At 52.5% G+C, this 22,348-nt stretch carries 18 protein-coding genes, 1 pseudogene and 1 riboswitch; of the genes and pseudogenes, 9 read left to right on the forward strand and 10 right to left on the reverse strand.

What is annotated here, in order from left to right:
* Positions 1 to 4 precede the first annotated feature (4 nt).
* Entirely contained in the window at positions 5 to 982 is a 978-nt protein-coding gene (gene lipA / locus ABIE61_RS09265) for a lipoyl synthase (protein ID WP_091822633.1), read from the forward strand.
* An 87-nt stretch (positions 983 to 1,069) separates the two neighbouring features.
* Here lipA and ABIE61_RS09270 read toward each other — a convergent pair whose 3' ends face one another.
* The 4 genes from ABIE61_RS09270 to ABIE61_RS09285 form a co-directional block, all read right to left on the reverse strand.
* Entirely contained in the window at positions 1,070 to 1,375 is a 306-nt protein-coding gene (locus ABIE61_RS09270; RefSeq protein ID WP_206838771.1) for a c-type cytochrome, read from the reverse strand.
* 152 nt (positions 1,376 to 1,527) lie between these two features.
* A complete protein-coding gene (locus ABIE61_RS09275) occupies positions 1,528 to 1,731 on the reverse strand; it encodes a hypothetical protein (RefSeq protein WP_091822627.1) in 204 nt (67 codons plus the stop codon).
* A 64-nt stretch (positions 1,732 to 1,795) separates the two neighbouring features.
* Positions 1,796 to 2,317 carry a disulfide bond formation protein B gene (locus tag ABIE61_RS09280; protein ID WP_206838775.1) on the reverse strand — a complete coding sequence of 174 codons (522 nt, stop codon included), beginning with the start codon at positions 2,315 to 2,317 and terminating at the stop codon, positions 1,796 to 1,798.
* Positions 2,318 to 2,425: 108 nt separating this feature from the next.
* Positions 2,426 to 3,424 carry a cytochrome-c peroxidase gene (locus ABIE61_RS09285; protein WP_206838777.1) on the reverse strand — a complete coding sequence of 333 codons (999 nt, stop codon included), beginning with the start codon at positions 3,422 to 3,424 and terminating at the stop codon, positions 2,426 to 2,428.
* Positions 3,425 to 3,763: 339 nt separating this feature from the next.
* Between ABIE61_RS09285 and gdhA the strand changes: the two genes are divergently transcribed.
* Together gdhA and ABIE61_RS09295 are read left to right on the forward strand one after the other, a co-directional pair.
* Positions 3,764 to 5,116: an NADP-specific glutamate dehydrogenase gene (gene gdhA / locus ABIE61_RS09290; protein WP_354408771.1), complete on the forward strand. Its 1,353-nt coding sequence runs from the start codon at positions 3,764 to 3,766 to the stop codon at positions 5,114 to 5,116.
* Positions 5,117 to 5,185: 69 nt separating this feature from the next.
* Complete coding sequence (locus ABIE61_RS09295; RefSeq protein WP_354408774.1) at positions 5,186 to 6,394, forward strand: MFS transporter; 1,209 nt, start codon at positions 5,186 to 5,188, stop codon at positions 6,392 to 6,394.
* Here the strand turns inward: ABIE61_RS09295 and ABIE61_RS09300 are convergent.
* Genes ABIE61_RS09300 through ABIE61_RS09310 form a run of 3 tightly spaced genes read right to left on the reverse strand, consistent with a single transcriptional unit; the run spans position 6,360 to position 9,720 of the window.
* Positions 6,360 to 7,397, reverse strand: a complete 1,038-nt coding sequence (locus tag ABIE61_RS09300) for an alpha-L-glutamate ligase-like protein (RefSeq protein ID WP_206838781.1) — start codon at positions 7,395 to 7,397, stop codon at positions 6,360 to 6,362. The two genes, ABIE61_RS09295 and ABIE61_RS09300, sit on opposite strands and share 35 nt — an antisense overlap.
* Positions 7,397 to 8,914, reverse strand: a complete 1,518-nt coding sequence (locus ABIE61_RS09305; RefSeq protein WP_354408775.1) for an inactive transglutaminase family protein — start codon at positions 8,912 to 8,914, stop codon at positions 7,397 to 7,399. Before ABIE61_RS09305 ends, ABIE61_RS09300 begins: the two co-directional genes overlap by 1 nt.
* Positions 8,911 to 9,720, reverse strand: coding sequence for a putative ATP-dependent zinc protease (locus ABIE61_RS09310; protein ID WP_091822612.1), 810 nt, complete (start codon positions 9,718 to 9,720; stop codon positions 8,911 to 8,913). Before ABIE61_RS09310 ends, ABIE61_RS09305 begins: the two co-directional genes overlap by 4 nt.
* Before the next feature lie 237 nt (positions 9,721 to 9,957).
* On the opposite strand from ABIE61_RS09310, the gene ABIE61_RS09315 reads away from it, so the two are divergent.
* From ABIE61_RS09315 to ABIE61_RS09330, 4 genes are all read left to right on the forward strand, one after another.
* Positions 9,958 to 11,019: an efflux RND transporter periplasmic adaptor subunit gene (locus tag ABIE61_RS09315; RefSeq protein WP_354408778.1), complete on the forward strand. Its 1,062-nt coding sequence runs from the start codon at positions 9,958 to 9,960 to the stop codon at positions 11,017 to 11,019.
* A 2-nt stretch (positions 11,020 to 11,021) separates the two neighbouring features.
* Entirely contained in the window at positions 11,022 to 14,135 is a 3,114-nt protein-coding gene (locus tag ABIE61_RS09320) for an efflux RND transporter permease subunit (RefSeq protein WP_354408781.1), read from the forward strand.
* A gap of 73 nt (positions 14,136 to 14,208) precedes the next feature.
* Positions 14,209 to 14,286, reverse strand: a riboswitch (cyclic di-GMP riboswitch).
* A gap of 172 nt (positions 14,287 to 14,458) precedes the next feature.
* Positions 14,459 to 15,874 (forward strand): diguanylate cyclase, encoded by a 1,416-nt coding sequence (locus ABIE61_RS09325; RefSeq protein WP_354408784.1) that lies wholly within the window; start codon positions 14,459 to 14,461, stop codon positions 15,872 to 15,874.
* Between the two features lie 248 nt (positions 15,875 to 16,122).
* The gene (locus tag ABIE61_RS09330) at positions 16,123 to 17,451 is read left to right on the forward strand and encodes a tyrosine-type recombinase/integrase (protein WP_354408786.1); all 1,329 of its coding nucleotides are present in this window, start codon (positions 16,123 to 16,125) and stop codon (positions 17,449 to 17,451) included.
* A 107-nt stretch (positions 17,452 to 17,558) separates the two neighbouring features.
* Here the strand turns inward: ABIE61_RS09330 and ABIE61_RS18850 are convergent, their stop codons facing one another.
* Positions 17,559 to 17,780, reverse strand: coding sequence for a sunset domain-containing protein (locus tag ABIE61_RS18850; RefSeq protein WP_502915049.1), 222 nt, complete (start codon positions 17,778 to 17,780; stop codon positions 17,559 to 17,561).
* A pseudogene (locus ABIE61_RS09335) lies at positions 17,716 to 18,249 on the reverse strand (transposase family protein); the annotation flags it as partial. The pseudogene ABIE61_RS09335 and the gene ABIE61_RS18850, both read right to left, overlap by 65 nt.
* Before the next feature lie 403 nt (positions 18,250 to 18,652).
* Here ABIE61_RS09335 and ABIE61_RS09340 point away from each other — a divergent pair.
* Positions 18,653 to 20,065 carry a citrate lyase subunit alpha gene (locus ABIE61_RS09340; RefSeq protein WP_354408789.1) on the forward strand — a complete coding sequence of 471 codons (1,413 nt, stop codon included), beginning with the start codon at positions 18,653 to 18,655 and terminating at the stop codon, positions 20,063 to 20,065.
* A gap of 104 nt (positions 20,066 to 20,169) precedes the next feature.
* On the opposite strand, the gene ABIE61_RS09345 is transcribed toward ABIE61_RS09340, so the two are convergent.
* Positions 20,170 to 21,066, reverse strand: coding sequence for a LysR substrate-binding domain-containing protein (locus ABIE61_RS09345; protein WP_354408791.1), 897 nt, complete (start codon positions 21,064 to 21,066; stop codon positions 20,170 to 20,172).
* A 236-nt stretch (positions 21,067 to 21,302) separates the two neighbouring features.
* Between ABIE61_RS09345 and ABIE61_RS09350 the strand changes: the two genes are divergently transcribed.
* A complete protein-coding gene (locus ABIE61_RS09350; protein ID WP_354408792.1) occupies positions 21,303 to 22,292 on the forward strand; it encodes a TRAP transporter substrate-binding protein in 990 nt (329 codons plus the stop codon).
* The last annotated feature ends 56 nt before the right edge of the window (positions 22,293 to 22,348 follow it).

Consider the following 22,348-nt stretch of genomic DNA (forward strand, 5'->3'; position numbering starts at 1 on the left):
CAGAATGGCTGAATCCACCGAAAAAAACAGCGGTAGAGTCGAGCAGGGCGTCAAACTGCGTGGCGCTGAAAAGGTTGCTCGTATCCCGGTCAAGGTGATCCCGACCGAGAAGGAGGAGATGCAGCGCAAGCCGGACTGGCTGCGGGTTCGCATGGGCTCCAATGCTGAAGTTAAGCGGATCAAGGACAAGCTGCGCAAGCACAAGCTGGCGTCTGTCTGTGAAGAGGCCAGTTGCCCCAATCTGGGTGAATGTTTTAGTCATGGCACAGCGACTTTCATGATCATGGGCGATATCTGTACCCGTCGTTGCCCATTTTGTGATGTGGCCCATGGTCGTCCCAACGCACTGGCACCGGAAGAGCCGCGTGAGCTGGCCGAAGCGATTGCCGATATGGGACTGCGCTATGTGGTGATCACTTCGGTGGACCGTGACGATCTGCGTGATGGTGGTGCCCAGCATTTTGCCGATTGCATCCGTGAGACCCGTCAGCGTATTCCGTCGATACAGATTGAGACGCTGGTGCCTGACTTCCGTGGTCGCATGGACGTGGCACTGGAAATTCTCGAACAGACCCCACCTGATGTGTTTAACCACAACCTGGAAACCGTTCCTCGTCTGTACCGTAAGGTACGGCCGGGGGCTGACTATCAGTGGTCACTGGATCTGCTCAAGCGCTACAAGGCACTGCGACCTGAAGTGCGGACCAAATCCGGCCTGATGGTGGGCTGTGGCGAAACAAATGACGAGATCATCGAAGTGATGCGTGATCTGCGAGCACATGACGTTGACATGATTACCATCGGTCAGTACTTGCAGCCAAGTCGTAACCATCTGGCGCTGGAGCGTTATGTGACGCCTGACGAATTTGCTGAATTTGAGCGGATCGCGAAGGAGCTGGGCTTTACCCATGTGGCCAGCGGCCCGTTGGTACGCTCTTCCTACCATGCGGATCTGCAAGCCAAGGGTGAACGTGTAAGCTGAAGGCTCCTTGTGGGCGGACTGCCTCGCGGTGATAAAAGCAAAAGAGGAGGCATAGAGCCTCCTCTTGCGTTTCAGCACATGCCTGAATTACTTGGCAGCGTCCAGCATATACTGGATGGCGGACTTCATTTCCTCATCCGAGCAATCCATGCAGGTGCCCTTGGGCGGCATGGCGTTAATGCCGGTCAGAGAAGTTGCCAGCAGTGCATCAATACCTTTCTCGGCACGGGGTGCCCAAGCGGCAGCATCACCGAACTTCGGAGCACCGGCAACACCGGTAGCGTGGCATACGGAGCACTTGGTTTTGTAGAGTTCTTCACCGCTGCGCTCGGCCATGGCGGCAGTCGAGGACAGCGTCAGGGCCGCGGCAGCGACCAGCAGAGTTTTTTTCATTGCAGGCTTCCTTTGTTATGGCCGGCAGCAAGGGCCGGAGTATAAAAAACCGTCAGAGTGTAGAGCGGCCTTTGACCCGTTGTAAATAGCGCAAAGGTCGTTAATCCCGGCTTAATATCAGTGTTTACGCATGGAAGCCCCAACTGGATTTGTCAGTGTCGGCCAAGGCGCATGGCAAACTCGGCCTGGCCCTGCAGCAGTCGGTCATGACGTCGGCTGTGTTCCTGCAAGTGGTGCTCGTGGATAGCCTGTTCCAGTACTTCATGCGGAACGGTCACCAGGTTGCGGACATCATCGATTGAGTAGCCGCGGTTTAGTAGCTGTTTCAGCTGTGCTGTCAGGTGAATGGTGCTCATGCTTTGATCCTCCGAATATGTCATGGGATCATTGAACCTGACGTTCGTTGCAGAAACATGTCAATCAGCGTTGCAGTAGGCTGCGGATAAGGCCGATGAATGCCAGTGGTACAAACACCAAACCTGCACCGGCCAGCAGCTCGGCCATGGTCAGACCGCCCAGCATTTCCGGTGTATAGCCGCAGGACTCCCAGATCTCGAACATCCAGGGCCACCAATGGTCCGGTGCAAACCAGTCAGGCAGTCCAGAGTCAAAACTGCAGCTGCCCTCAATCCAGTTGCGCTCAATGGCCAATAAGCGCCAGCTGCGTTCGGTAAAGCCCAGCGCAATAGCGGCAGTCAGAAGGTGACAGACCTTTTGCAGATGAGTGCAACGCTGTGCCAAAAGGCCTGTTATTGCAACCAGAACAAGAGCCGCAACCCAGAGGCGGATATGGATGCAGAGCACGCAGGGGCCGTAGTCCAGCCCATACTGGAAATATAGTGCCACGCCCTCAGCCGATAGGCTGCCGACCAATAGAATTGACCAGTAAATGCCGGGCCTGAATACATGATTCAGAAATGACTCAACAGCTGGTGTGCTCATCTGAGGTGCTCACGATAACGTTCAGAGAAAAGGTGTTGCAGGAGAGTAACGGGGCAGGAAACTTGAAGCAAGCGACAGAGGCTCTGAGAGAGCCTCTGTCGGGATGTTTCAATCAAACGGTTGAGGTTTCGGAGTCGCATCCACCGATGGTGGCAGAATCGGCATCAGGAACTGGGGCTGGTCACCGGTCAGAGTTTTCATGAAGGCCACTATCTTGGCGTTTTCTTCATCGGTGAATTTACGGCCCAGCTGCAGGCGACCCATGATGTCGGTGGCTTCGGTCAGGGTGGCCGCCTCACCGTCGTGGAAGTACGGATAGGTCAGCTCCACGTTGCGCAGGGTCGGTACCTTGAAGGTAAAGCGATCCGCATCCTTGCCGGTAACCGCCGCGCGGCCTTCAACAGGGTTGTTGGTTTGGTAGGGCTCAATCAGGCCCATTTTCTGGAACGAGTTGCCGCCGACTGCTGGGCCGTTGTGACAGGCGACACAGCCGCTGGTTTTGAACAGCTCGTAGCCTTCACGCTCAAACGGGGTGATGGCATCCTGATCGCCCAGCAACCACTGGTCAAAACGGGCGTTTGGTGTCACCAGCGTATTTTCGAACTCGGCAATGGCATCGGTGATCTTGTCGATATTCACCTCTTCATCACCGAATACCAGGCGGAATTCACGTACATAGCCTGGAATGCTTTGAATGACATCGACGGCCAGCACGTGAGTGAAACCCATTTCGGCCGGGTTGGCGATCGGACCACCGGCTTGCTCCTTCAGGTCAGCCGCACGACCGTCCCAGAACTGTGCCACGTTGAGGCTGGAGTTAAGAACAGTGGGCGAGTTGATCGGACCCTGTGCCCAGCCATGTCCGATGGACGTCTTGATATTGTCGGTGCCGCCCATGCTCAGGTTGTGGCAGGAGTTGCAGGAGATGAAACCTGACTTGGACAGGCGTGGGTCGAAGTAGAGTTTCTTGCCCAGTTCGGCCAGGGCCAGGTTCACGTTCTTGAGCGGTTCGATTGGCTGGATCGGCTCATTGGCAATGGCCGAGTGGCTCACAGTGCCGATGGCAAGTGCCAACAGTGAATGTTTCAACAGACGTGTAAGTGTCATGGCTTGTGCCTCTTTCAGTGGGCTTGAGTTCCATCATGGCCTTGTTAATCTTCGGTCGCGTTGACTGGGATCAAGTAATGCGCCGGGCTTCTCTGGGTTGAAGTGCCTGACCAAAAAATGAGTGTAGATGTTTATCGCAACAGCATGTTGCACAAATATAGTGCAAGGCACCACATTAGTGCTTTTGTTGCACCAGTGTGGTGCTGTATAATACCAAGCTTTTTTCCGGCGGGTGTCCCGGTTCTGCCTGTTCAACTGGGGTGTTTCTGCCAGTTGTCATTCTTTCATCGACTCTGGTGTTGCCCGTGAAGCTTTAATCCATTCATCAGAGGTACATTGATGTCCTACATCCATAACACCATCACGCAGCTGATGGCTTCCAGCCCCGCCCAGGCAGAGTTTTATCAGGCTGTTGAAGAGGTGCTTGAGTCGCTGGAACCCTTGCTGGAGTCAGAAGCGCGCTACCGGGACAGCGGTATCATTGAGCGCATGGTAGAACCAGAACGCCAGATCATGTTCCGCATTCCCTGGGTTGATGACAAGGGCAAGGTGCAGGTCAACAAGGGCTACCGCATCGAATTCAATTCGGCTCTGGGCCCGTATAAGGGCGGTCTACGATTTCACCCTTCCGTAAACGCCGGCATCATCAAATTTCTCGGTTTTGAACAGATATTCAAAAACGCCCTGACCGGCTTGGCAATTGGTGGTGGCAAGGGCGGTGCCAACTTCAATCCCAAAGGGCGCTCCGATCAGGAGATCATGCGCTTCTGTCAATCTTTCATGAACGAGCTGTACCGTCACATCGGCCCGACGACTGACGTGCCGGCGGGTGATATTGGTGTGGGTGCGCGTGAGATCGGCTACCTGTTCGGGCAATACAAGCGCTTGACTGGCCGTTATGAAGGAGTTTTGACCGGCAAGGGGTTACTGTGGGGCGGTTCACTGGTACGCAAGGAAGCCACGGGTTACGGCTGTGTCTACTTCGCCCAGAACATGTTGCAGGCCCATGCCGACTCGCTGGCGGGCAAAACCTGTCTGGTGTCCGGTGCCGGCAACGTGGCGATCTACACCATCGAGAAACTGTATCACCTTGGCGCCCGTCCGGTTACATGTTCTGACTCTACCGGTACGCTGTATGACTGTCACGGTATCAATTTGGAAACCCTCAAACAGATCAAGGAAGAGCGTCGTGGCTCGCTGGCCGAATATCTGGAAGAACATCCGAAAGCGGAGTTTACCCCGGTTGAGGCCTACCCTGAAGATGGCCATGTCGTATGGCGCTATACGGCCGATGCTGCCTTCCCATGCGCAACTCAGAACGAGTTGACCGAAGCGGATGCGCGCGCACTCATCGGTAATGGCGTGCGCTGCATTAGTGAAGGTGCCAACATGCCTTCAACGCCTGAGGCGGTGGAAGTGTTTATCGCCGAGCGTATTCACTATGGCCCGGGTAAGGCGGCCAACGCAGGCGGCGTTGCTACCAGTCAGTTGGAAATGGCACAGAATGCCAGCATGCAACAGTGGACCTTCGAGCAGGTCGATGAACGCCTGCAACAGATCATGGCTGGTATCTACCAGCGCTGCAGTGAAACGGCCAAGGCATTTGACCAGCCACATAATTTGGTACTGGGTGCCAATATTGCCGGTTTCCGCCGGGTGGCGGATGCCATGCTGGAGCAGGGTGTGGTTTAATCACCTGAACCGGTTTTGCCATCATAGCCCGGGCCCTGTGCCCGGGCTTTTGCTTATTGGAGTCTAAGGATGCGGTCTCTGGCCCCTGAATTTGTTGTGATGTTGGCAGGTATCACGGCTGCCCTTCATATCGGAAAACTGCCACCAGCCATTCCGGTGCTGCAGGATGCTCTTGGTGTCACTTTGGTTGAGGCCGGATTCCTGCTGTCTCTGGTGCAGCTGGCCGGCATGCTGGCAGGGGCCCTGATTGGGCTGCTGGCGGACAGTGCCGGCTTGCGCCGCAGTGTGCTGCTGGGGCTGGGTATTCTGGTGCTCGCCAGCCTGATCGGCAGCCAGGCACAGAGTGCGGCCATGCTGCTGTTGCTGAGGGGTATTGAAGGTTTCGGTTTTCTGCTGGTGACGCTATCCGGTCCGGGGCTGATTCGGCACCTGGTGGTGGCAGAGAAGCTGAGCCTGCGGCTTGGCTGGTGGGGGTGCTATATGGGGTTGGGCACCGGCACGGCCTTGTTGGCTGGACCATGGGTAATGGCACAGGTGGGCTGGCAAGGCTGGTGGATATTGATGGCACTGTTGTCGCTGCTGATGCTGTTATGGGTCTGGCGTGCCGTGCCACCGGACCAGCAACTGCATACGCGCCAGGAGGGGCCGGTAGGCAGTGCGTTGGGACGTGTGCTGGGGCGACTAAAATTGACCCTGAGTCATCCGGGCCCCTGGCTGGTGGCGATGATTTTTGCCACCTATTCCGGTCAGTGGCTTTCAGTCATCGGCTTTCTGCCCTCAATCTATTCCGAGGCGGGCATCAGTGCCGGGCTGGTGGGTCCGCTGACAGCTCTGGCGGCGGTGGTCAACATCATTGGTAATGTCCTGTCGGGGCGTTTGCTGCATGCGGGGGTAGGGGCAAGGCAGTTGCTGTATGGCGGTTTCGCTGTGATGGCAATGACCACGTGGTTTGCTTTCTCGGCTCTGACAGCTGACTTCCCTTGGCTGCGTTACCTTGCTGTACTGCTGTTTTCGGCCATCGGCGGCATGGTGCCAGGAGCGTTGTTCTCGCTGGCGGTAAGGTTGGCACCGGACAGTTCTGTGGTGTCGACCTGTGTTGGCTGGATGCTGCAATGGTCGGCTTTTGGTCAGTTTGTGGCGCCGCCAGCCATCGCCTGGCTGGCAGCTCAGGCTGGTGGCTGGCACTGGACCTGGATGGCAACCGGTGCAATGTCACTGCTGGGTGTCGTGCTGGTGACCAGGGTCAGCCGTCTGCCGGGGTTCGCTGCTGCTCACTGAGGATGCTGTTTACCAGGCAGAGCGGTGCAGGGTCAATATCGCCTGGCTTGGCGCCTGCCTGCTGCATGGCCCACTCGACTCGCGCCTCGGGGGTCAGGTGAGGACGACGCAGTGCCTCAACCGCCTGCAGGCGTGGCAGCAGGCCCTTGCCATTTGCAATCTGGATGGCTAGCCCGGGGCGGGCATTCAACTCCAACAGAAGTGGGCCACGCAACGCGTCGACGACCAGGTCCACCCCCATGTAGCCAAGCCCGGTGGCTTCATAACAGCTGCTGGCCATGTTCAGCAGGTACTGCCAGCTTTCGATCTCGATGCTGTTGAGTTCAAGGCCGGTATCGGGATGCAGCGTCAACGGACGGTCGAACTGTACGGCGTTGCGGGCGCGGCCGTTGGCAAGATCCAGCCCGACACCCACTGCACCCTGATGCAGATTGGCCTTGCCATCTGAAGCACGCGTTGCCAGCCGCAGCATTGCCATTACGGGATAGCCCTGGAACACAATGATGCGAATGTCCGGTACACCTTGAAAAGAGTGGCGTGCAAGGCCTGGTTCGGAGCGTACCAAAGCCTCAACGATGGCTACATCGGGGGCGCCGCCCAGTGAGTAGAGCCCCGCCAGAATATTGGACAGGTGGCGCTCGATTTCCTGCAGCGAAATTTCCATCCCGGATGCTTTGATAAAGCGCTCACCCTCATGCGAGCCGATTACCAGAATGCCCTTGCCGCCGGAGCCCTTGGCCGGTTTGATCGCAAAGCCATCGAAGCCTTTAACCCGCTCCATGAAGTGGCCAATTTCGTGCTGCTCACGCACCACCTGCAGCAAGGCAGGTGTGGCGACGCCGTACTCTGCCACGGTCTGTTTGGTTAGCAGCTTGTTGTCTACCAGTGGGTAGGCACTGCGGTCGTTATAGCGCGCAATATAGTCAATATTGCGCTTGTTCATATTGAGGATGCCGAGCCGGTTCATGCGGCGCGGGCTGATCCAATCGCCCCACCAGCCCATTAGTCGTACCTTTTCATCGGGGTGAATCGGCGCAGTTCGGTGAGCTTGTAACCGGTATACTGACCCAGCAGCAGGATTAGCCCCAGTACTACAAGGTGTAGCTCGGGAAAATTGAAGCTGAGGTGCTCTGCCAGCGGCGCGCGCATCACCAGGAATGCAAAAATGGCGACCAACAGGCTGCCAAAGCCCTGAGTAACCACCTCGCGAGCACCTTCTTCTTCCCACAGGATCGACATGCGCTCAATGGTCCAGGCCAGAATGACCATCGGGAAAAATGTGACGGTCATGCCGGTGCTGTAGCCCATTTGGTAGCCGATAATGCTGATGCCGGCGGTGATAAACAGCACCAGTACAATCAGAGCCGATATGCGTGATACCAGCAGCAGGTTCAGGCTGGATAGATATCCTCGCATCAAGAGCCCCAGTGTGACCACGCCGATAAAGGCCGCTAGGCCTGGCAGTAGAGAGGTTTGCACAAAGGCCACAGCAATCAATACCGGCATGAATGTGCCGGAAGTCTTGATGCCAACCACTATTCGCATCAGGCAGACCACCAGTGCACCAAACGGAAGCAACAACAGCATGCGGAACATGCCTTGCTGCTCAACCGGGAGTTGATGCAGGCTGAAGGCCCCGAACGCCTGCCCGTCAGCCTCGGCGCGGATGATCTGCAGGGCGGGAACTGTCTGACGCAACATTGAGAAGCTGACCACCGAGTTGCTGCCTCCGGTTACATCCAGTAATGAACTGGCCTCCTGCCGCCAGAGCAATACATCATCCGGCACCCCTTGCTCAGCGGTACGTGGGTTGAACGTGAGCCAGCGCTTGCCGTCATGTACCTGCAGCCAGGGTAGCAGCGATTGCTGTCGGCGAGCGTCCTCAAGTCGCAGTCCTTCGGCGATGCGAGCCGGTGTGCCGCTGTGGTTGATGAGAAGGTAAAGTGCCTCGGCGCGGGTTCTGTCACTCAGCAAAAGTCGCGTATTCTGGTCCGGTGTTGGGCTGTTAAGCAGGGTGATCAACTCGCGTGTGAAGCTGGCCGGATTGCTGGAGCGACTGCCCGCCAGCTCAATCGCCGCGCGTGCGGCCGCAATGTCCGGTCCCTCCAGAAAAACTTCGCTGGCGGTGACTGGAGTATTGTCGGGCTCAGTGTCGGTCTGTGCGGAAGCGATCAGTCGGCTCTTGAAGTAGAGTGTCTGTGGGCCGTTTGCCTGGCGGATTGTCCACTCCGCACGGCGATCATGGCCACGTTGTGTAATGGCAAAACCGTAACCGGGTGAGGCTGCCTGCTCGGACAGTACCGAAAACCCCGGCGGACTGTCCGGCAGGTTGAGGCTGACCGTGACGGGCTCGCCCCAGGCACGAAAATCGACCCGTGCTTCGACCAGCCAGACAGGCTGTTGCTGGCCTGGTAGCCAGGGAACCCCCAGCTGATAATGACGCAGAACGGCCAGCAGGACGCCGGCCAGAATCAGCAGGCCCGTTGCAATATAAAACGGGGCTTTTGAATGTCGGCTCAAGGTGTTTTGGCTCCCTGTTCAGTATTGAGGCCTTCGGGCAGCTCGGTCACGAACTCCTGGCCCACATCAATCAGCATCACATCACGCAGGATGTTGCGTCCAACCAGTACTGGGTAGGTCAGGTGGCTGCGATCGCTCAGGGTAAATTCAGCCAGGTCACGGTGATCGCCAATCATGAACGGCAGCTCTACGACAATGCGTCGTTCGGGGTCATCGGTGTTTGATTGTATGATGCGAGCACGTCGGGAAATTTCATGCTCCATGGTCAGGGTTTCATCACGGCCGGGTACACTGATATCAAACCGGACCCAAGGCTGTCCGTTGCGTTCAAAACGCTGGATATTGAGTGCATGCAGGGAAGAGGTTGTGGCTCCGCTGTCAATGCGTGCAGTATAGACTAGGCCCGGATCGGCAATGTAAATCGGTTCCGTCTCACCCACTACCAGTTTGCCCTTGAGACGGGCGGACGGCTCGCTGGTGGTTGGCTGCGGTGGCAAAATGCTTGCCTGCTGTTGCGGCAGTGACTGAATCAGGTCCTGTTGTCGGCTCAAACGGTCGAGCAGTGCCTGCTGGCGCAGCTGCTGGCGCGTTTCCATAACATCAAACTGCTCAAGAGTGCGTGTTTCAAGAGCTTCAAGAGCTTCAATGCGCTGCTGTTGCAGTTTGTGCTGTTGCTCCAGTTGATCCAGCTCGGCACGCTCCAGAAACAGGTAACGATCGTGGCTACAGCCTGACAGCAGTACGGCAAGGCCCAGCAGAAAAGTAAGACGGGTGATCCTTGATCGGGACGAACGAGTAGAAAGCATGGATAACTCCAGCCAGCAGATAAAGTAAGGAACCTGACAGTGTCAGTTGACTCTGATGTGGGTGCCGACTCTGCAGTAGCGCAGCTTAACAGACGGTGAAAAGTTCACCTGAATATGTTTTGCTGCAGCGTGCAACGTGACGTGGGCATGATAAGACCGCAAAGGATCGTCTGTCACTAACCCGGGCAATAGAGGGAGAAAAAATTCGTGAAACAATGGCTAACAGGATTGTTGATCATGGTTATGACGGCATTGGCGGCTCTTGCCTGGCATCAGCTTGCCCCCGTTGAGCAGCAACAGGGGCGGGAAAAACGTCCTCAAGCCGTACACGTGGTCCAGCCAGAAGTACAGACAGTCAGGGATAGAATTGAAGCGGTTGGCACCTTGCGCTCGCGCGATGAAGTTGCGGTGACCAGTGAGGTTACCGGGCGGATTGTAGCGATTGATTTCACCACCGGTCAGCAAGTGAAAAAGGGGCAGCTTTTGGTGCAGCTGGATGATCGTCAGGCTCAGGCTGATCTGGCGGTAGCTGAGGCACGATTGGCCGATGCTCAGCGTCAATTGCGCCGAGCCCAGCAGCTGCGCAACAGCAACAGCATATCTCAGGCTCAGGTGGATGAACTGCGTACAACCGTCAATGTGGCCGAAGCCGAGCGACAGGCAGCCAGAGTCAGGGCAGCCAACCACCGTATCGTGGCCCCCTTTGCAGGCGTAGTCGGGCTGCGTGAGTTCAGTCCAGGTGCCTATATTGAAAGCGGAGACCCGCTGACCACTCTGGATGCAAGCAGTGAGATGGAGCTGACCTTTGCCGTAGCTGAGCGTTTTGTCGGCCAGTTGCAGTCAGGGCAGCCTGTAAACAGTGTTACCTCGAGCTGGCCTGGCGAAGTGTTTCAAGGTGAACTGGCGGAGCTGGATACCCGAATCGACCCGCTTAGCCGAACGCTAAAGGTCAGGGCACTGATCGACAACAGTGAAGGACGTCTGCGTCCGGGGCAATTTATGTCGGTTCGGTTGACACTCAGGCAGCGCGAGGCGCTGGTCGTACCTGAGCAGGCAGTGCTGTTGCAGGGGGATGAGCGCTATCTGTTCGTCGCCACTGGCGACAATACGGCCGAACGCCGTTCGGTACAGCTGGGCAGTCGTGAGCCGGGCAAGGTCGAAATTCTCTCGGGCATCAACACGGAAGATCGGGTTGTGATCACGGCTCAGGATCGGCTTTCCAGTGGTGATGCACTGCAGATTCTTGAAGGTACGGATAATGCCATTCCGGCGTCTGAGTTGATCCGGCAGGAGTCCTGAACATGGTGTTGTCCGATATTTCCATCAAGCGACCCGTGTTTGCCACGGTCATGAGTCTGCTTATTCTGGTGTTTGGATTGGCGGCCCTGAATCAGCTGCCGGTGCGTGAATATCCCGACATCGATCCGCCGGTAGTGTCTGTTTCGACTGACTATACCGGTGCCGCCGCCGAGGTTGTGGATACCCAGATTACGCAGGTGATCGAGGGTGCAATCAGCGGTATTGAGGGTATTCGCTCCATTGAATCCAGTACCGAGCAGGGCGAATCACGCACCACCATCGAGTTCACCACCTCGCGTGATGTGGATGTGGCGGCCAATGACGTGCGTGATGCCGTGGCCCGTGTGATTAACCGATTGCCGGATGAAGCAGATCCCCCGGTGGTTCGCAAGGCGGACTCCAATGCACGACCGATGATGTGGATTACCCTGAGATCCGATATCTGGGATTCCGCACAGCTGAGTGACTTTGCTGACCGGGTACTGAAAGACCGTTTGGCGGTGGTCGATGGTGTGGCGGAGGTACGGATTGGCGGCGAGCGTCGTTATGCCGTGCGTGTCTGGCTGGACCCGGAGCGGTTGGCGGCGCGTGATATGACGGTGGCTGAAGTGGAGCGGGCACTGCGGGCCAACAATGTCGAGTTACCCGGTGGTTCGGTGGAGTCGGTCAGTCGTGACTTTACCGTGCGCACGGAGGGGCGGCTCAACCGGGTTGAAGAGTTCCGTGAAATGGTGATTCGCCGTGACGGTAACGTGCTGTTGCGACTGGGCGATGTGGCCGATGTGCAACTGGGTGTTGAGTCTGATGTCAGTCGTTTACGTGCCAATGGACAGACCGCCATAGGCATGGGGATTACGCGTCAGTCGAAGGCCAACACGGTCGCGGTCTCAGACCGGGTGAAGGAAGAGCTGAGTCGGATTCGGGAGAGTCTTCCGCCTGAAGTAAGCATCACCGAAAGCTATGACGAATCGATCTTTATTCGCGCATCCATCAAGGAAGTTCTGGTCACGCTGGCGATCTCGGTATCACTGGTGATACTGGTGATCTTCATCTTCCTGCGTTCCTGGCGGGCTACTCTGATACCGGCCGTGACCATACCGGTCGCGGTCATCGGTGCGTTTATCGGTCTTGGCTTTCTCGGCTTCTCCATCAACGTGTTGACACTGCTGGCGATCATTCTGGCGATCGGTCTGGTGGTGGATGATGCCATCGTCATGCTGGAAAACATTCAGCGTCGTATTGATGAGGGTGAGAAACCTCTGGTGGCCGCCTATCTGGGGGCGCGTCAGGTTGCCTTTGCCGTGATCGCCACCACGCTGACACTGGTGGCGGTATTCGTGCCGATCTCATTTATGGGCGGGAATATTGGTCGCCTGTTCAGCGAATTCGGCTTCACACTGGCTTCGGCAGTTATCGTGTCAAGTTTTGTGGCACTGACGCTGGCCCCGATGTTGTGCTCCAAGTGGCTTCAACACAGTCCAGAGCAGGAAGAGGGACACCGGATCTGGATGGCAAGCGAACGTGTATTGGGGGCGCTTAACCGAGGCTATGAACGGTTGCTGCGCTTCTCATTGCGTCAACCCGGTCTTTTGCTGGGGATTGGCCTTGCTGGCCTGGTGCTGGCAGCCGTGATCTTTCCGCGCTTGCCGCAGGAGTTGGCGCCGACCGAAGATCGGGGTGTCATTATCATGCCCAGCAAGGCACCGCGTGGTTCCACAGCCGACTATACCGAGCATCATGTGCGCCAGGTCGAACAGCGACTGCTGCCCTATCTTGAAGACGGAGTCGCGGAACGCTTGCTGTCGATTGTCGGTTTCCGTGGTGAAGCTGACAACGCTTTTATTATCTTGGGTCTTAGCCACTGGGATCAGCGTGATGTGAAACAGCAGAGCATTGCCGCTGAGTTGTTTCCAAAACTGGCACAGGTACCCGGCGTGCGCTCGATTCCGATCAACCCGCCTGGTCTTGGGCAAAGTGGCTTCAGCCAGCCTGTCTCCTTTGTAATCGGAGGGCCAGACTATGAAAGTGTACAAAGCTGGAGCCAGGAGATCCTGCAGCGAGCGCAGGAAAACCCTAACCTGATCAACCTTGAAACCGACTTTGAGCTGACTCGACCAGAGCTGCGCGTAAACATCGACCGCCAGCGTGCGGCTGATCTTGATGTCACGGTTGAAGATGTGGGGCTGACCTTGCAAACCGTACTGGCGTCACGTCAGGTTACCACCTACATGGATCGGGGCCGTGAGTATGATGTGATCGTACAAGCGCAGGATGCGAGCAGGGCGACGCCAGCTGACCTTGGGCGGATCTATCTTCGCCCGCGTGAAGGGGGCGGCCTGATTCCGCTGCAGTCACTGGTGGATGTAGAGGAGGTGGGGGCGAACCCAGACCTGCGGCGCATCGACCGCTTGCCTGCCGTCATTATCAGTGGCTCACTGGCGCCCGGCTATGACCTGGGTACGGCACTGAATTACCTTAACGGGCTGGCGCAGGACTATTTGCCACCTGAAGCCCGTGTCAGCTATCAGGGACTCAGCCGTGAATTTCAGGAATCTTCAGCGGCGATCTATCTGACGTTTGCACTGGCATTTGTCATTGTCTTCCTGGTGTTGGCGGCTCAGTTCGAGAGCTGGATTCACCCCCTGATTATTATGCTGACCGTGCCTCTGGCTGTGACGGGAGCACTGGCTGCGCTTTGGGCATCGGGGATCAGTCTCAATATCTACAGCCAGATCGGCATCATCATGTTGCTGGGGCTGATGGCCAAAAACGGCATCCTTATTGTGGAGTTTGCCAATCAGTTGCGTGATAAGGGTCTGGACGTACATGAGGCGATTCTCCAGGGGGCGATCATGCGCTTCAGACCGGTATTGATGACCACCATATCCACCATCTTCGGTGCGATACCACTGGTGCTGGCGACAGGAGCGGGGGCGGAAAGCCGTGCCGCTATTGGTGTGGTCATTCTGGGCGGGTTGTTGTTTGCCGCCACGCTGACTCTTTTCATCATTCCGGTGCTGTATAACTTGCTGGCACGCTACGCCAAGTCAGCGGGTGCGGTTGAAAAGGCACTAAGCCGAGAGTTGCCAAAAGGACGAGAAGATGAGGTCAAATAGGAACGCGATTCGAGAGGCCTGAAGTCTATTACGGGACAGGTAGCACGGAAATAAGGGTAGGGCGAATCTCTCTTTCGGTAGCCAGGCAGTCTCATCCATTGCAGACCCTAGGCTTTGCGCCCACTGCGAACAGTGGTTGCCCTTTCGGGAGAGATTCTTTCGCTGGAAAGCGGGAAAGGCCATACATCAAAGCCAAACCTGATTGCATACTAGCAATATTAGTGTGCGTTCGCCAACCATAAGGTTTTGAGTCGGATCAATAAGAACGTGGGCCATGATACACTTTAACTTGATGTTTCCTTCCTACGGGCCATGGAGTGATCATGCCTCGCTTTTCGACCGAGCAATTGTGTACAGAGTGGACTGCAATCAATCAACGCTTCAGTGCAGAGGTTCAGCAGTTTGTCATCGACCTTTCCCAGCAGCACGCGAGCTCATTGTCAGAGCACTTTTATCGCGAGATGCTGGGTGATCCCGCTGCATCACAGTTTCTGTCAAACGATGAAGTACAGAGTCGTTTGGGTCAGTCCATGCAGCGTTGGGTTGCGGGCCTGTTTGTTTCGACCACTGAAGATGATGTGCTGCGATTGATAGCGGAACAGCGCAAGATCGGTGAAGTGCATGCTCGCATTGGCATACCTGTTCACCTGGTGCTGAGAGGTGCGCGTTGCCTCAAGGATCGCTTTGTTCAGCTGCTGCATGAAGTGCCGAATCTGCCAGATGAAGATCAGTATGCGGCGATGCGACTGGCATCGGATACCATCGATCTGACAATGGAAGTTATGGGGCACGCCTACTCCCTGTCACACGATCGAAATTCGCGATCTGAAGAGGCCTATCGACTTTTTGCCATCACCCAGAATATTGCCAGCGAGAAAGAGCAGCAGAGGGCGGCTCTGTTCGACTGGGAAAATCAGTTGATGTTCAGTCAGGCGGTTGGTACTCAACTGAGTGAACTGCCGCGCATACAGTCGTCGGACTTTGGTTTATGGTTCCGTCACAAAGGCATTCATGCCTTTGAGGGCTCGGCTGAGGCCGGCGCGGTGATGGATACCATGGAAGAGATTGACAGTGTGCTGCTGCCGCTTTTCGGATCGGATGGCGGCAACACCATCGCCATCAGCCAGGATTCACGCGTACACCTGTTGCGAGACCTGCGGGATAAGGTGAAAAGCATACGCTTTCACCTCAGCAATTTGTTTGAGCGCAACGATGAATTGGAATCCGGTCGAGATGTGCTGACGCGGCTGTTGAACCGGAAGTTCATGCCGGTCGTGTTGAGCAAGCAGGTCAGCCAGTCCCGCACTCAGAAAACAGCCTTCGCTGTCCTTGCTATTGATATTGATCACTTCAAGCAAGTGAACGACATTCACGGGCATCAGGCGGGGGACAGTGTCCTGCAACAGCTGGCGTTGATATTGCTGAACAATAGTCGTTCCGGTGATTACCTGTTCCGCTTGGGTGGTGAAGAGTTTTTACTCATCGCGGTGGATATGGATGCCACGCGTGCCAGGACTGTGGCGGAGAAGCTGCGTAAAAGCGTCGAGCGGGAAAGTTTCCTACTGTACGATGGCAAAGAGCTGAAAGCCACCATCAGCGTGGGTGTGGCCTGCTTTGATGGTCACCCCGATTATCAGAGGGTGTTGCGCAAAGCCGATAATGCACTTTATCAGGCCAAAAACAGTGGCCGCAACAGAGTGGTAGTGGCGATGGGTGGTGGGGCGTCAGAAGCTGATTGATGCCAAAAAGACTGGTGCCCCAGGCAGGACTCTAACCTGCGACCTGCCCCTTAGGAGGGTAATTTTTGCAATTCCATGGGGTTTCAGTAAGTCCCATTATGTGCCATAAAAGTATTTAAATACAACAAGTTATAGTTATTTATTGTCTCATGGCGTCTCAGCAGATTTCGCTCTATACTAGGTAAAACCTTGGTGCGCACCTTGGTGCACTTTTGGCCTTTTTTGAGGCGTAAATAAGGGGCAGGTCAGTGAGAAAAGCGATCACCACCTCGAAGGAAATTGCAGCACTGCGTCTTGATGAGGGACGTAATGTTCAGCGCGTGCGTGTTCACACTCCGATGGGGCACGGACTGTTTATCGAGGTGCGTAAAGGTAGAAATCAGAAAGTGTGGTTGTATCGCTTTTCCATCGCGAATAAGTCTGCAGACTATCGGATGGGTGAGTACCCTGCGATCAGCTTGAAGAAAGCCCGAGAGCTCCATGCTGACGCTGTACAGCTTGTGAAGAAAGGAATCGATCCCCGTACATACCGCGCAGCAGAAGTCGCTAAGAACACCCAAGCCTGGACCATGCGAGAAGCTTATCAGCGCTGGATGAAGCATTTCGCATCCAGCCCTACTCGAACAGGCCGCCTCCCCACTGAGCGCACTATCAAGCAACGCGAACGGCGCTGGGCTCTCCATCTTGAAAAAGAGTTGGCTGCCATGCGCGTGCAGGATGTCACACGAGCCAAGCTGATTGAGGTGTTGAGTGATGCTGCGACGAAAGCCAGGGAGGAAGCCCGGCAGTGCCTGATCATGCTAAAAGGTATTTTTGCGTATGCCGAGGATCTGGAGCAGATTGAAGAAAGTCCAGCAGCCAGCATTACGCCAGCCAAAATCAAGGCACGTCCGTCCCCGCCCAAAGATCGTCACCTCTCGCTTGAAGAGCTCAAAGAGCTGCTAGAAGTCTTGAATGACTCGACAAGCCGTACCAGCCTGACTGTCAGGAACGTGATGCGCATGCTCATCTCGACCGGTGCAAGGCGCAGCGAAGTTTCTCAGATGCAGTGGTCAGAGGTGGATTTGGAGTCAGGGATATGGACTTTACCTGCTGACAGGACCAAAACTCGGCAACAGCGACGAGTTTCTCTGTCATCATTCAGCTTGGGTATCCTGAAACAGCAGCAACAGTTGAGCCGTTCAGCATTCGTGTTTGAGTCACCGGACGTACCCGGGCAGGCTATTGGTCTGGATGCTCCTACACAATCCCTGAATCGATTGCAGGGCAGAAAACAAAAAGAGCGAGATGCTTCGGCTCCATTGGGGAAAATGAATCTATTTTCGATTCATGACCTACGACGGACTGCGACAACTGCTTGGACAGAGCACTTGGGTGCCGACAAGCTTTTAGCTGATGTCATGATTGGTCATGCAGAACCAAAACTGATTGCAACCTACAACAGAGCAGACCGTTGGCCACTGCAGGTGCGTATTTGGGAGCGTTGGGGCGAGTTGCTAATCTCTCTGAGTGCTGAGCAGAAAGTCGATTCAGCACCTTCTGATAACGTTGTCTATGTGCAGTTTGGTAAGCCTTAGTGTAGCGTGAAACGTGCTGATATTTGATGAGGTTGCCAACAAACCAACTTCATCAAATTGTGCCCACGGCACACCCTCTCCCGGACGAGAAGGTTAACAGGTAACCCCTATTTGCAATTACCTGCCTTCCGAAATCCTGCTGCCTGTGCCTCAGCTTCTGACTGAAACTCAACAATGTTTCGTTCACTTACACGGTCATAGCTTGGGCAGCCTTCTGGCAAGTGATAGACCTTGCTGTTTCTGTTACCACGAATGACTTCGGTGCAGCTCACAGCCCAGACACCAGCCCTCCGTGCCCAGGTAGGCCGCGATGGGGGCGTAGCCGTCATGCCCCTTGTAGGTGTAGGCCACGCCTTCTTTTTTACTGTTGCTGTTGTCCATGGGGAAGACGTCTATATCCAGCGGCGCGTGACCGGTGGCAAGCGTGCCGACAGGTACAGACGCCTTGCACAGAAACTCGACACTGGCTTCATCCAACAACGGGATCAGTGCCCTGGCATCTTCATCGAAACGCTGACGCAGCCGAGCGGATGAAGGTGATTGCTTGATGCCCATGGCCGCTTTAAAGAAGGGATCATGGCGTGCGTGCTCGACGGCTTCGAAGTCGCTCTTGCCCAGGCAAATCAATCCCAGGTAGGTGCGAATGAGATCGATGTTGGCGATGCCATGGCGCTTGACGATGGTGCGCGAGGTCTTGGCCAGGGAGGTCATTCTGTTGACACTGTGGCCAACCAGCGCCAGACCGCCGTGGGGTGTGATAATCTCGGTTTTGGACTGTTCCAGCTTGAAGGTACGCATATTAACCTGGTGGCAATTTAGGTCTACCAAATCCGGCTGAAAGCCGCATGGTTACTGGCTCCTTTTCGACAGAAACTGCCGCCGGGTTAATAGTAAGATATCACTGTCTGGGTGAATCGAGAATGGCGTCCATTTTACCGCCGCAGGCCGCGTGGTTACAGGTGTGTGGAGATGCGAGCTGAGTTTTAAGTCACGGAGTCAGGGCTAAGCTATACAATTCAAATCCTATTTAAATCATTTTAAAGTATTCGGTTTTGATATAAATCAGGGATAACGTATAGCACATACGTATTTTCAGCATATAAAAAGTTAATTGACAGCTAAAGTTATAATGACTTGTTTTAATTAGTACGGGCTATAAAATATTGCATTGGTTGTTTTTGGTAAAAAAATAGGTTTCTATATGTATAAATTAGGTGTTGGAAAGGGAGCAATAGAAGATTCTATTGTAGATTCTGGAGTAAAAGATGGATGTGTAATTTCGTTCCAGCATCACTTAAGAAATGGAGACTTGATATTAATAAAAGTGCTAAAAGCATTTAAATTACTAGGAATAAAAGATATAACATTGGCAGCATATGCAATAATGGATTGTCATGATGAACTTATAGACTTTATTGAGGATGGAACAGTTAAAAAGATTTATACAAACTTTCTAAGTGCAAAAGTAGCAAGGTTTATTTCTTATGGCTACATGAAAGAGCCTGCTGTTTTACAGACTCATGGAGGTCGAATTTCCTCAATAATGAGTGGTCGACTCAATATTGATATTACCTTTATTGCAGCACCTTGTGTGGATATTAATGGATCGATTATCTGTCAAGCAGAAAAATCTTTGGGGCCACTAGGATATTCTATCGATGACGCTATTTACTCAAAATATACTGTTGCTGTTACAGATAGCATATTGAGGGAACCCGGTAGATATATCGAGGTAAATAATAAGCATATTAACTTTGTTGCTTTTGTCGATAAAATAGGTGATTCAAAAAAGATAAGCTTCAAAAATACAATTCCTGCAGTTGACGAAAAGTCATGTAGAATAGCAGAGAATACTATTAAAGTGATAGGTGCTACACCTTTATTTAAAAGTGGATTTAGTTATCAAGCAGGGGTTGGGGGAGTCTCGCTAAGTATAATAAGATCTCTTCGTGATCTAATGATATCAAGAAGTGTGAAGTCTTCATTTTTACTTGGAGGAATAATGAAATGTCACGTTGATATGTTACATGAAGGGTTGGTTGAAAGGCTTTATGATTTTCAATGTTTTGATAGTTGTGCAATTCAGTCGTATAATACTGATAGCTCTCATTACAGATTAACAGCAAAATCTTATGTCAATCCGAATGATAGTGATGCGTTTGTCAAAAAGTTAGATTATTCAGTACTAGGTGCAAATGAAGTTGATATGAACTTTAATGCTAACCTAATTACAGGTGAAGATAACTTGATAATAGGGGGGGGCGGTGCCCATTTGGATATATGTGCTGGTTCGAAAATATCTATAGTAACAACAAGACTTACTACAAGGAAAACTCCTAAAATAGTAAGTTCTGTGAATACAATAAGCACTCCAGGTGAAAATATAGATGTTGTTGTTACTGAATGTGGTATTGCGGTTAACCCCATTCGAACAGATATAATTCGTATTCTTAAGGATAAAGGAATCAAAATAGCCACAATGGAAGAGCTTAAAAAACTTGCAGAAAAAAAATCCGATAAAAAAATAATTACGGAAAAAGGTAAACAGGTTGTGGCGATTGTAGAAGATCAATTTGGTAAAGTGATTGATTATGTATACTCAAAAAATGAATAGATATTTTTTTGAAATTTTGGTTGTATGAATAAGTATAATGCAAACTACGATATCACGCCATTAAAAAATGATCTTAAAAGACATCACTTCATCCTATAATATTTTTAATTATTGATTGGAGATAGATCTAGTATCCAATTTCTGAATATATCAATTTCTTTCTTGAATGAAGACTCTTTCGGTGATACTAAGTAGTAGCCAGGTTTTCTTGATAAATCCATTTTTAATTCGAATGGAATTATAAGCTCACCGCTTTCAAGATGATCTTGAATTAAGTGCTTGTTTATTAATGCAACACCCACTCCATTTAATGCCGCTTCGAGTGTATGAATTGAATTTAGAAACCATAATTTATTTCTTATCGGGATCTTTTCATATCCAGCAGATGCAAGATAATTATCCCATTGAACAAGGCGCCTCTCAGTGTAGATAAGTCTGAAGTTCACAAGATCACTAGGCTCTAATAATTTGTATTCTCCTTCAATCAATTTTGGACTGCATGCAGGACATACATCCTCAGGAAAGAGGTAGTCTTGCTGTAAATCATCCCAACCTCCCAAGCCATACCTTATGGCAAGATCTATTTGTTCCTTTTCGAATTCAAGGTAACGCAAAGTGTCTACGAATCTTATATTAATGTTTGGATAAGAGGAGTAAAAATTCTTAATGTTTGGAATTAGCCAGCTCTTTAAAAGAGTGGGTGGGGCAGCAAAAGAAATGACAGATGCTTCGCCTTTCTGCATCACATCTCTTGTAGCATCTTCGATATCATCAAATATAAGACGCATTCTTACTAAATACTTTGTTCCTGCGTCAGTCAATTCAATCCGACGGTTGAAGCGTTTAAAAAGCCTTACACCCAGGTACTCTTCTAGTTTGTGTATTTGATTACTTACTGCAGCTGGCGTTACGCACAGCTCATCTGCAGCTTCTTTGAAGCTCATCAGGCGAGATGCGGCTTCGAAAACTCGCAGGCTGTGCATCGAGGGTGTTGTACGCATTTTGTACTCGGATCACTCAAAATTAACTGACAACTGGAATTATAGTGGTTTGTATGGTTGTGCGCTATCCAGCAAACTAGCTGAAGTTAGAGGCACACGCAGAAGAGCAAGTAGCTCACTCGTCGGCTTCAGATACATGAAGGTGACAGCAAAAATGGACTTTTAGAGCAATGCAAATTGCGTGATTGAAAACTCTTTCTATAGAAGAATAAGTTATAAAGAAGGAATTAAATATAATGAAAAAGAAGATTTTCTCTGCATGCTTTGCGGCTGCAGTGTCGTTCGCACCCTCATTAAGTGCTGCTCCAATAGAGATCAAGTTTTCACATGTCGTTGCTGATGATACGCCCAAGGGGCAAATGGCACTAAAGTTTAAGGAGTTAGCTGAAGAGCGATTGCCTGGCAAAGTCGAGGTAAAAGTTTACCCGAACTCCCAACTTTTCACTGACAACAAGGTGTTGGAAGCAATGCTTCTGGGCGATGTGCAGATGGCTGCCCCTTCTTTGTCAAAATTTGAGTCATACACCCCCCGGTTGCAAATTTATGATCTTCCATTCCTTTTTCGTGACATGGAAGCTGTTGAAAGGTTTCAGCAAGGCCCAGTTGGGCAAGGTATGCTGACCTCAATGGCAGATAAAGGTTTGTTTGGTTTGGGTTATTTACACAATGGGCTTAAGCAGCTGTCTGCTAGTGAACCACTACGCGTGCCTAGCGATGCCGCAGGTAAAAAATTTCGTATCCAAGCCTCTGATGTACTACATGCTCAATTTGAAGCAATAGATGCTGTTGCTCTAAAAAAACCTTTCTCAGAGGTTTTTACTCTTTTACAAACCCGTGCTATTGATGGTCAAGAAAATACGTGGTCGAATATTTATTCACAAAACTTTTACGAAGTGCAACCTTATATAACAGAGTCTAATCACGGTGTTATAGACTATATGGTTGTTACTTCAACCGATTTTTGGGATGGGCTGGATGATGAAGTCCGGTTAGAGTTGAAGAAGTCCTTAGACGAAGCACTCGTTTATGGTAACAATTTGGCTGAAAAAATTGCAGAGCGAGATAAACAAAATATTATTGATTCAAAACGATCAAAAGTTATCGAGCTATCTGAAGAAGAGCGCCAGCAGTGGGTTGATGCTATGAAGCCAGTATGGAACAGCTTTGCTGACGATATTGGTCATGATGCACTAGAAGCAGCTGAGCTGGCCAACTCTAATCAATAATATATTTATCAGGGGCTAGGGCTAAATAGCCCTGCCCGCTTTTTTTAAAATAATTA

Origin of the sequence: Marinobacterium sp. MBR-111 (assembly GCF_040547585.1) — a bacterium.
Taxonomy (GTDB): Bacteria; Pseudomonadota; Gammaproteobacteria; order Pseudomonadales; family Balneatricaceae; genus Marinobacterium; species Marinobacterium iners.

Excerpts from the sequence above, each read along its gene's own strand:
- lipA (WP_091822633.1), top strand. The coding sequence starts at position 5 with ATGGCTGAATCCACCGAAAAAAACAGCGGTAGAGTCGAGCAGGGCGTC.
- ABIE61_RS09270 (WP_206838771.1), bottom strand. The coding sequence starts at position 1,375 with ATGAAAAAAACTCTGCTGGTCGCTGCCGCGGCCCTGACGCTGTCCTCG.
- ABIE61_RS09275 (WP_091822627.1), bottom strand. The coding sequence starts at position 1,731 with ATGAGCACCATTCACCTGACAGCACAGCTGAAACAGCTACTAAACCGC.
- ABIE61_RS09280 (WP_206838775.1), bottom strand. The coding sequence starts at position 2,317 with ATGAGCACACCAGCTGTTGAGTCATTTCTGAATCATGTATTCAGGCCC.
- ABIE61_RS09285 (WP_206838777.1), bottom strand. The coding sequence starts at position 3,424 with ATGACACTTACACGTCTGTTGAAACATTCACTGTTGGCACTTGCCATC.
- gdhA (WP_354408771.1), top strand. The coding sequence starts at position 3,764 with ATGTCCTACATCCATAACACCATCACGCAGCTGATGGCTTCCAGCCCC.
- ABIE61_RS09295 (WP_354408774.1), top strand. The coding sequence starts at position 5,186 with ATGCGGTCTCTGGCCCCTGAATTTGTTGTGATGTTGGCAGGTATCACG.
- ABIE61_RS09300 (WP_206838781.1), bottom strand. The coding sequence starts at position 7,397 with ATGGGCTGGTGGGGCGATTGGATCAGCCCGCGCCGCATGAACCGGCTC.
- ABIE61_RS09310 (WP_091822612.1), bottom strand. The coding sequence starts at position 9,720 with ATGCTTTCTACTCGTTCGTCCCGATCAAGGATCACCCGTCTTACTTTT.
- ABIE61_RS09315 (WP_354408778.1), top strand. The coding sequence starts at position 9,958 with ATGGTTATGACGGCATTGGCGGCTCTTGCCTGGCATCAGCTTGCCCCC.
- ABIE61_RS09320 (WP_354408781.1), top strand. The coding sequence starts at position 11,022 with ATGGTGTTGTCCGATATTTCCATCAAGCGACCCGTGTTTGCCACGGTC.
- ABIE61_RS09325 (WP_354408784.1), top strand. The coding sequence starts at position 14,459 with ATGCCTCGCTTTTCGACCGAGCAATTGTGTACAGAGTGGACTGCAATC.
- ABIE61_RS18850 (WP_502915049.1), bottom strand. The coding sequence starts at position 17,780 with ATGACGGCTACGCCCCCATCGCGGCCTACCTGGGCACGGAGGGCTGGT.
- ABIE61_RS09340 (WP_354408789.1), top strand. The coding sequence starts at position 18,653 with ATGTATAAATTAGGTGTTGGAAAGGGAGCAATAGAAGATTCTATTGTA.
- ABIE61_RS09345 (WP_354408791.1), bottom strand. The coding sequence starts at position 21,066 with ATGCGTACAACACCCTCGATGCACAGCCTGCGAGTTTTCGAAGCCGCA.
- ABIE61_RS09350 (WP_354408792.1), top strand. The coding sequence starts at position 21,303 with ATGAAAAAGAAGATTTTCTCTGCATGCTTTGCGGCTGCAGTGTCGTTC.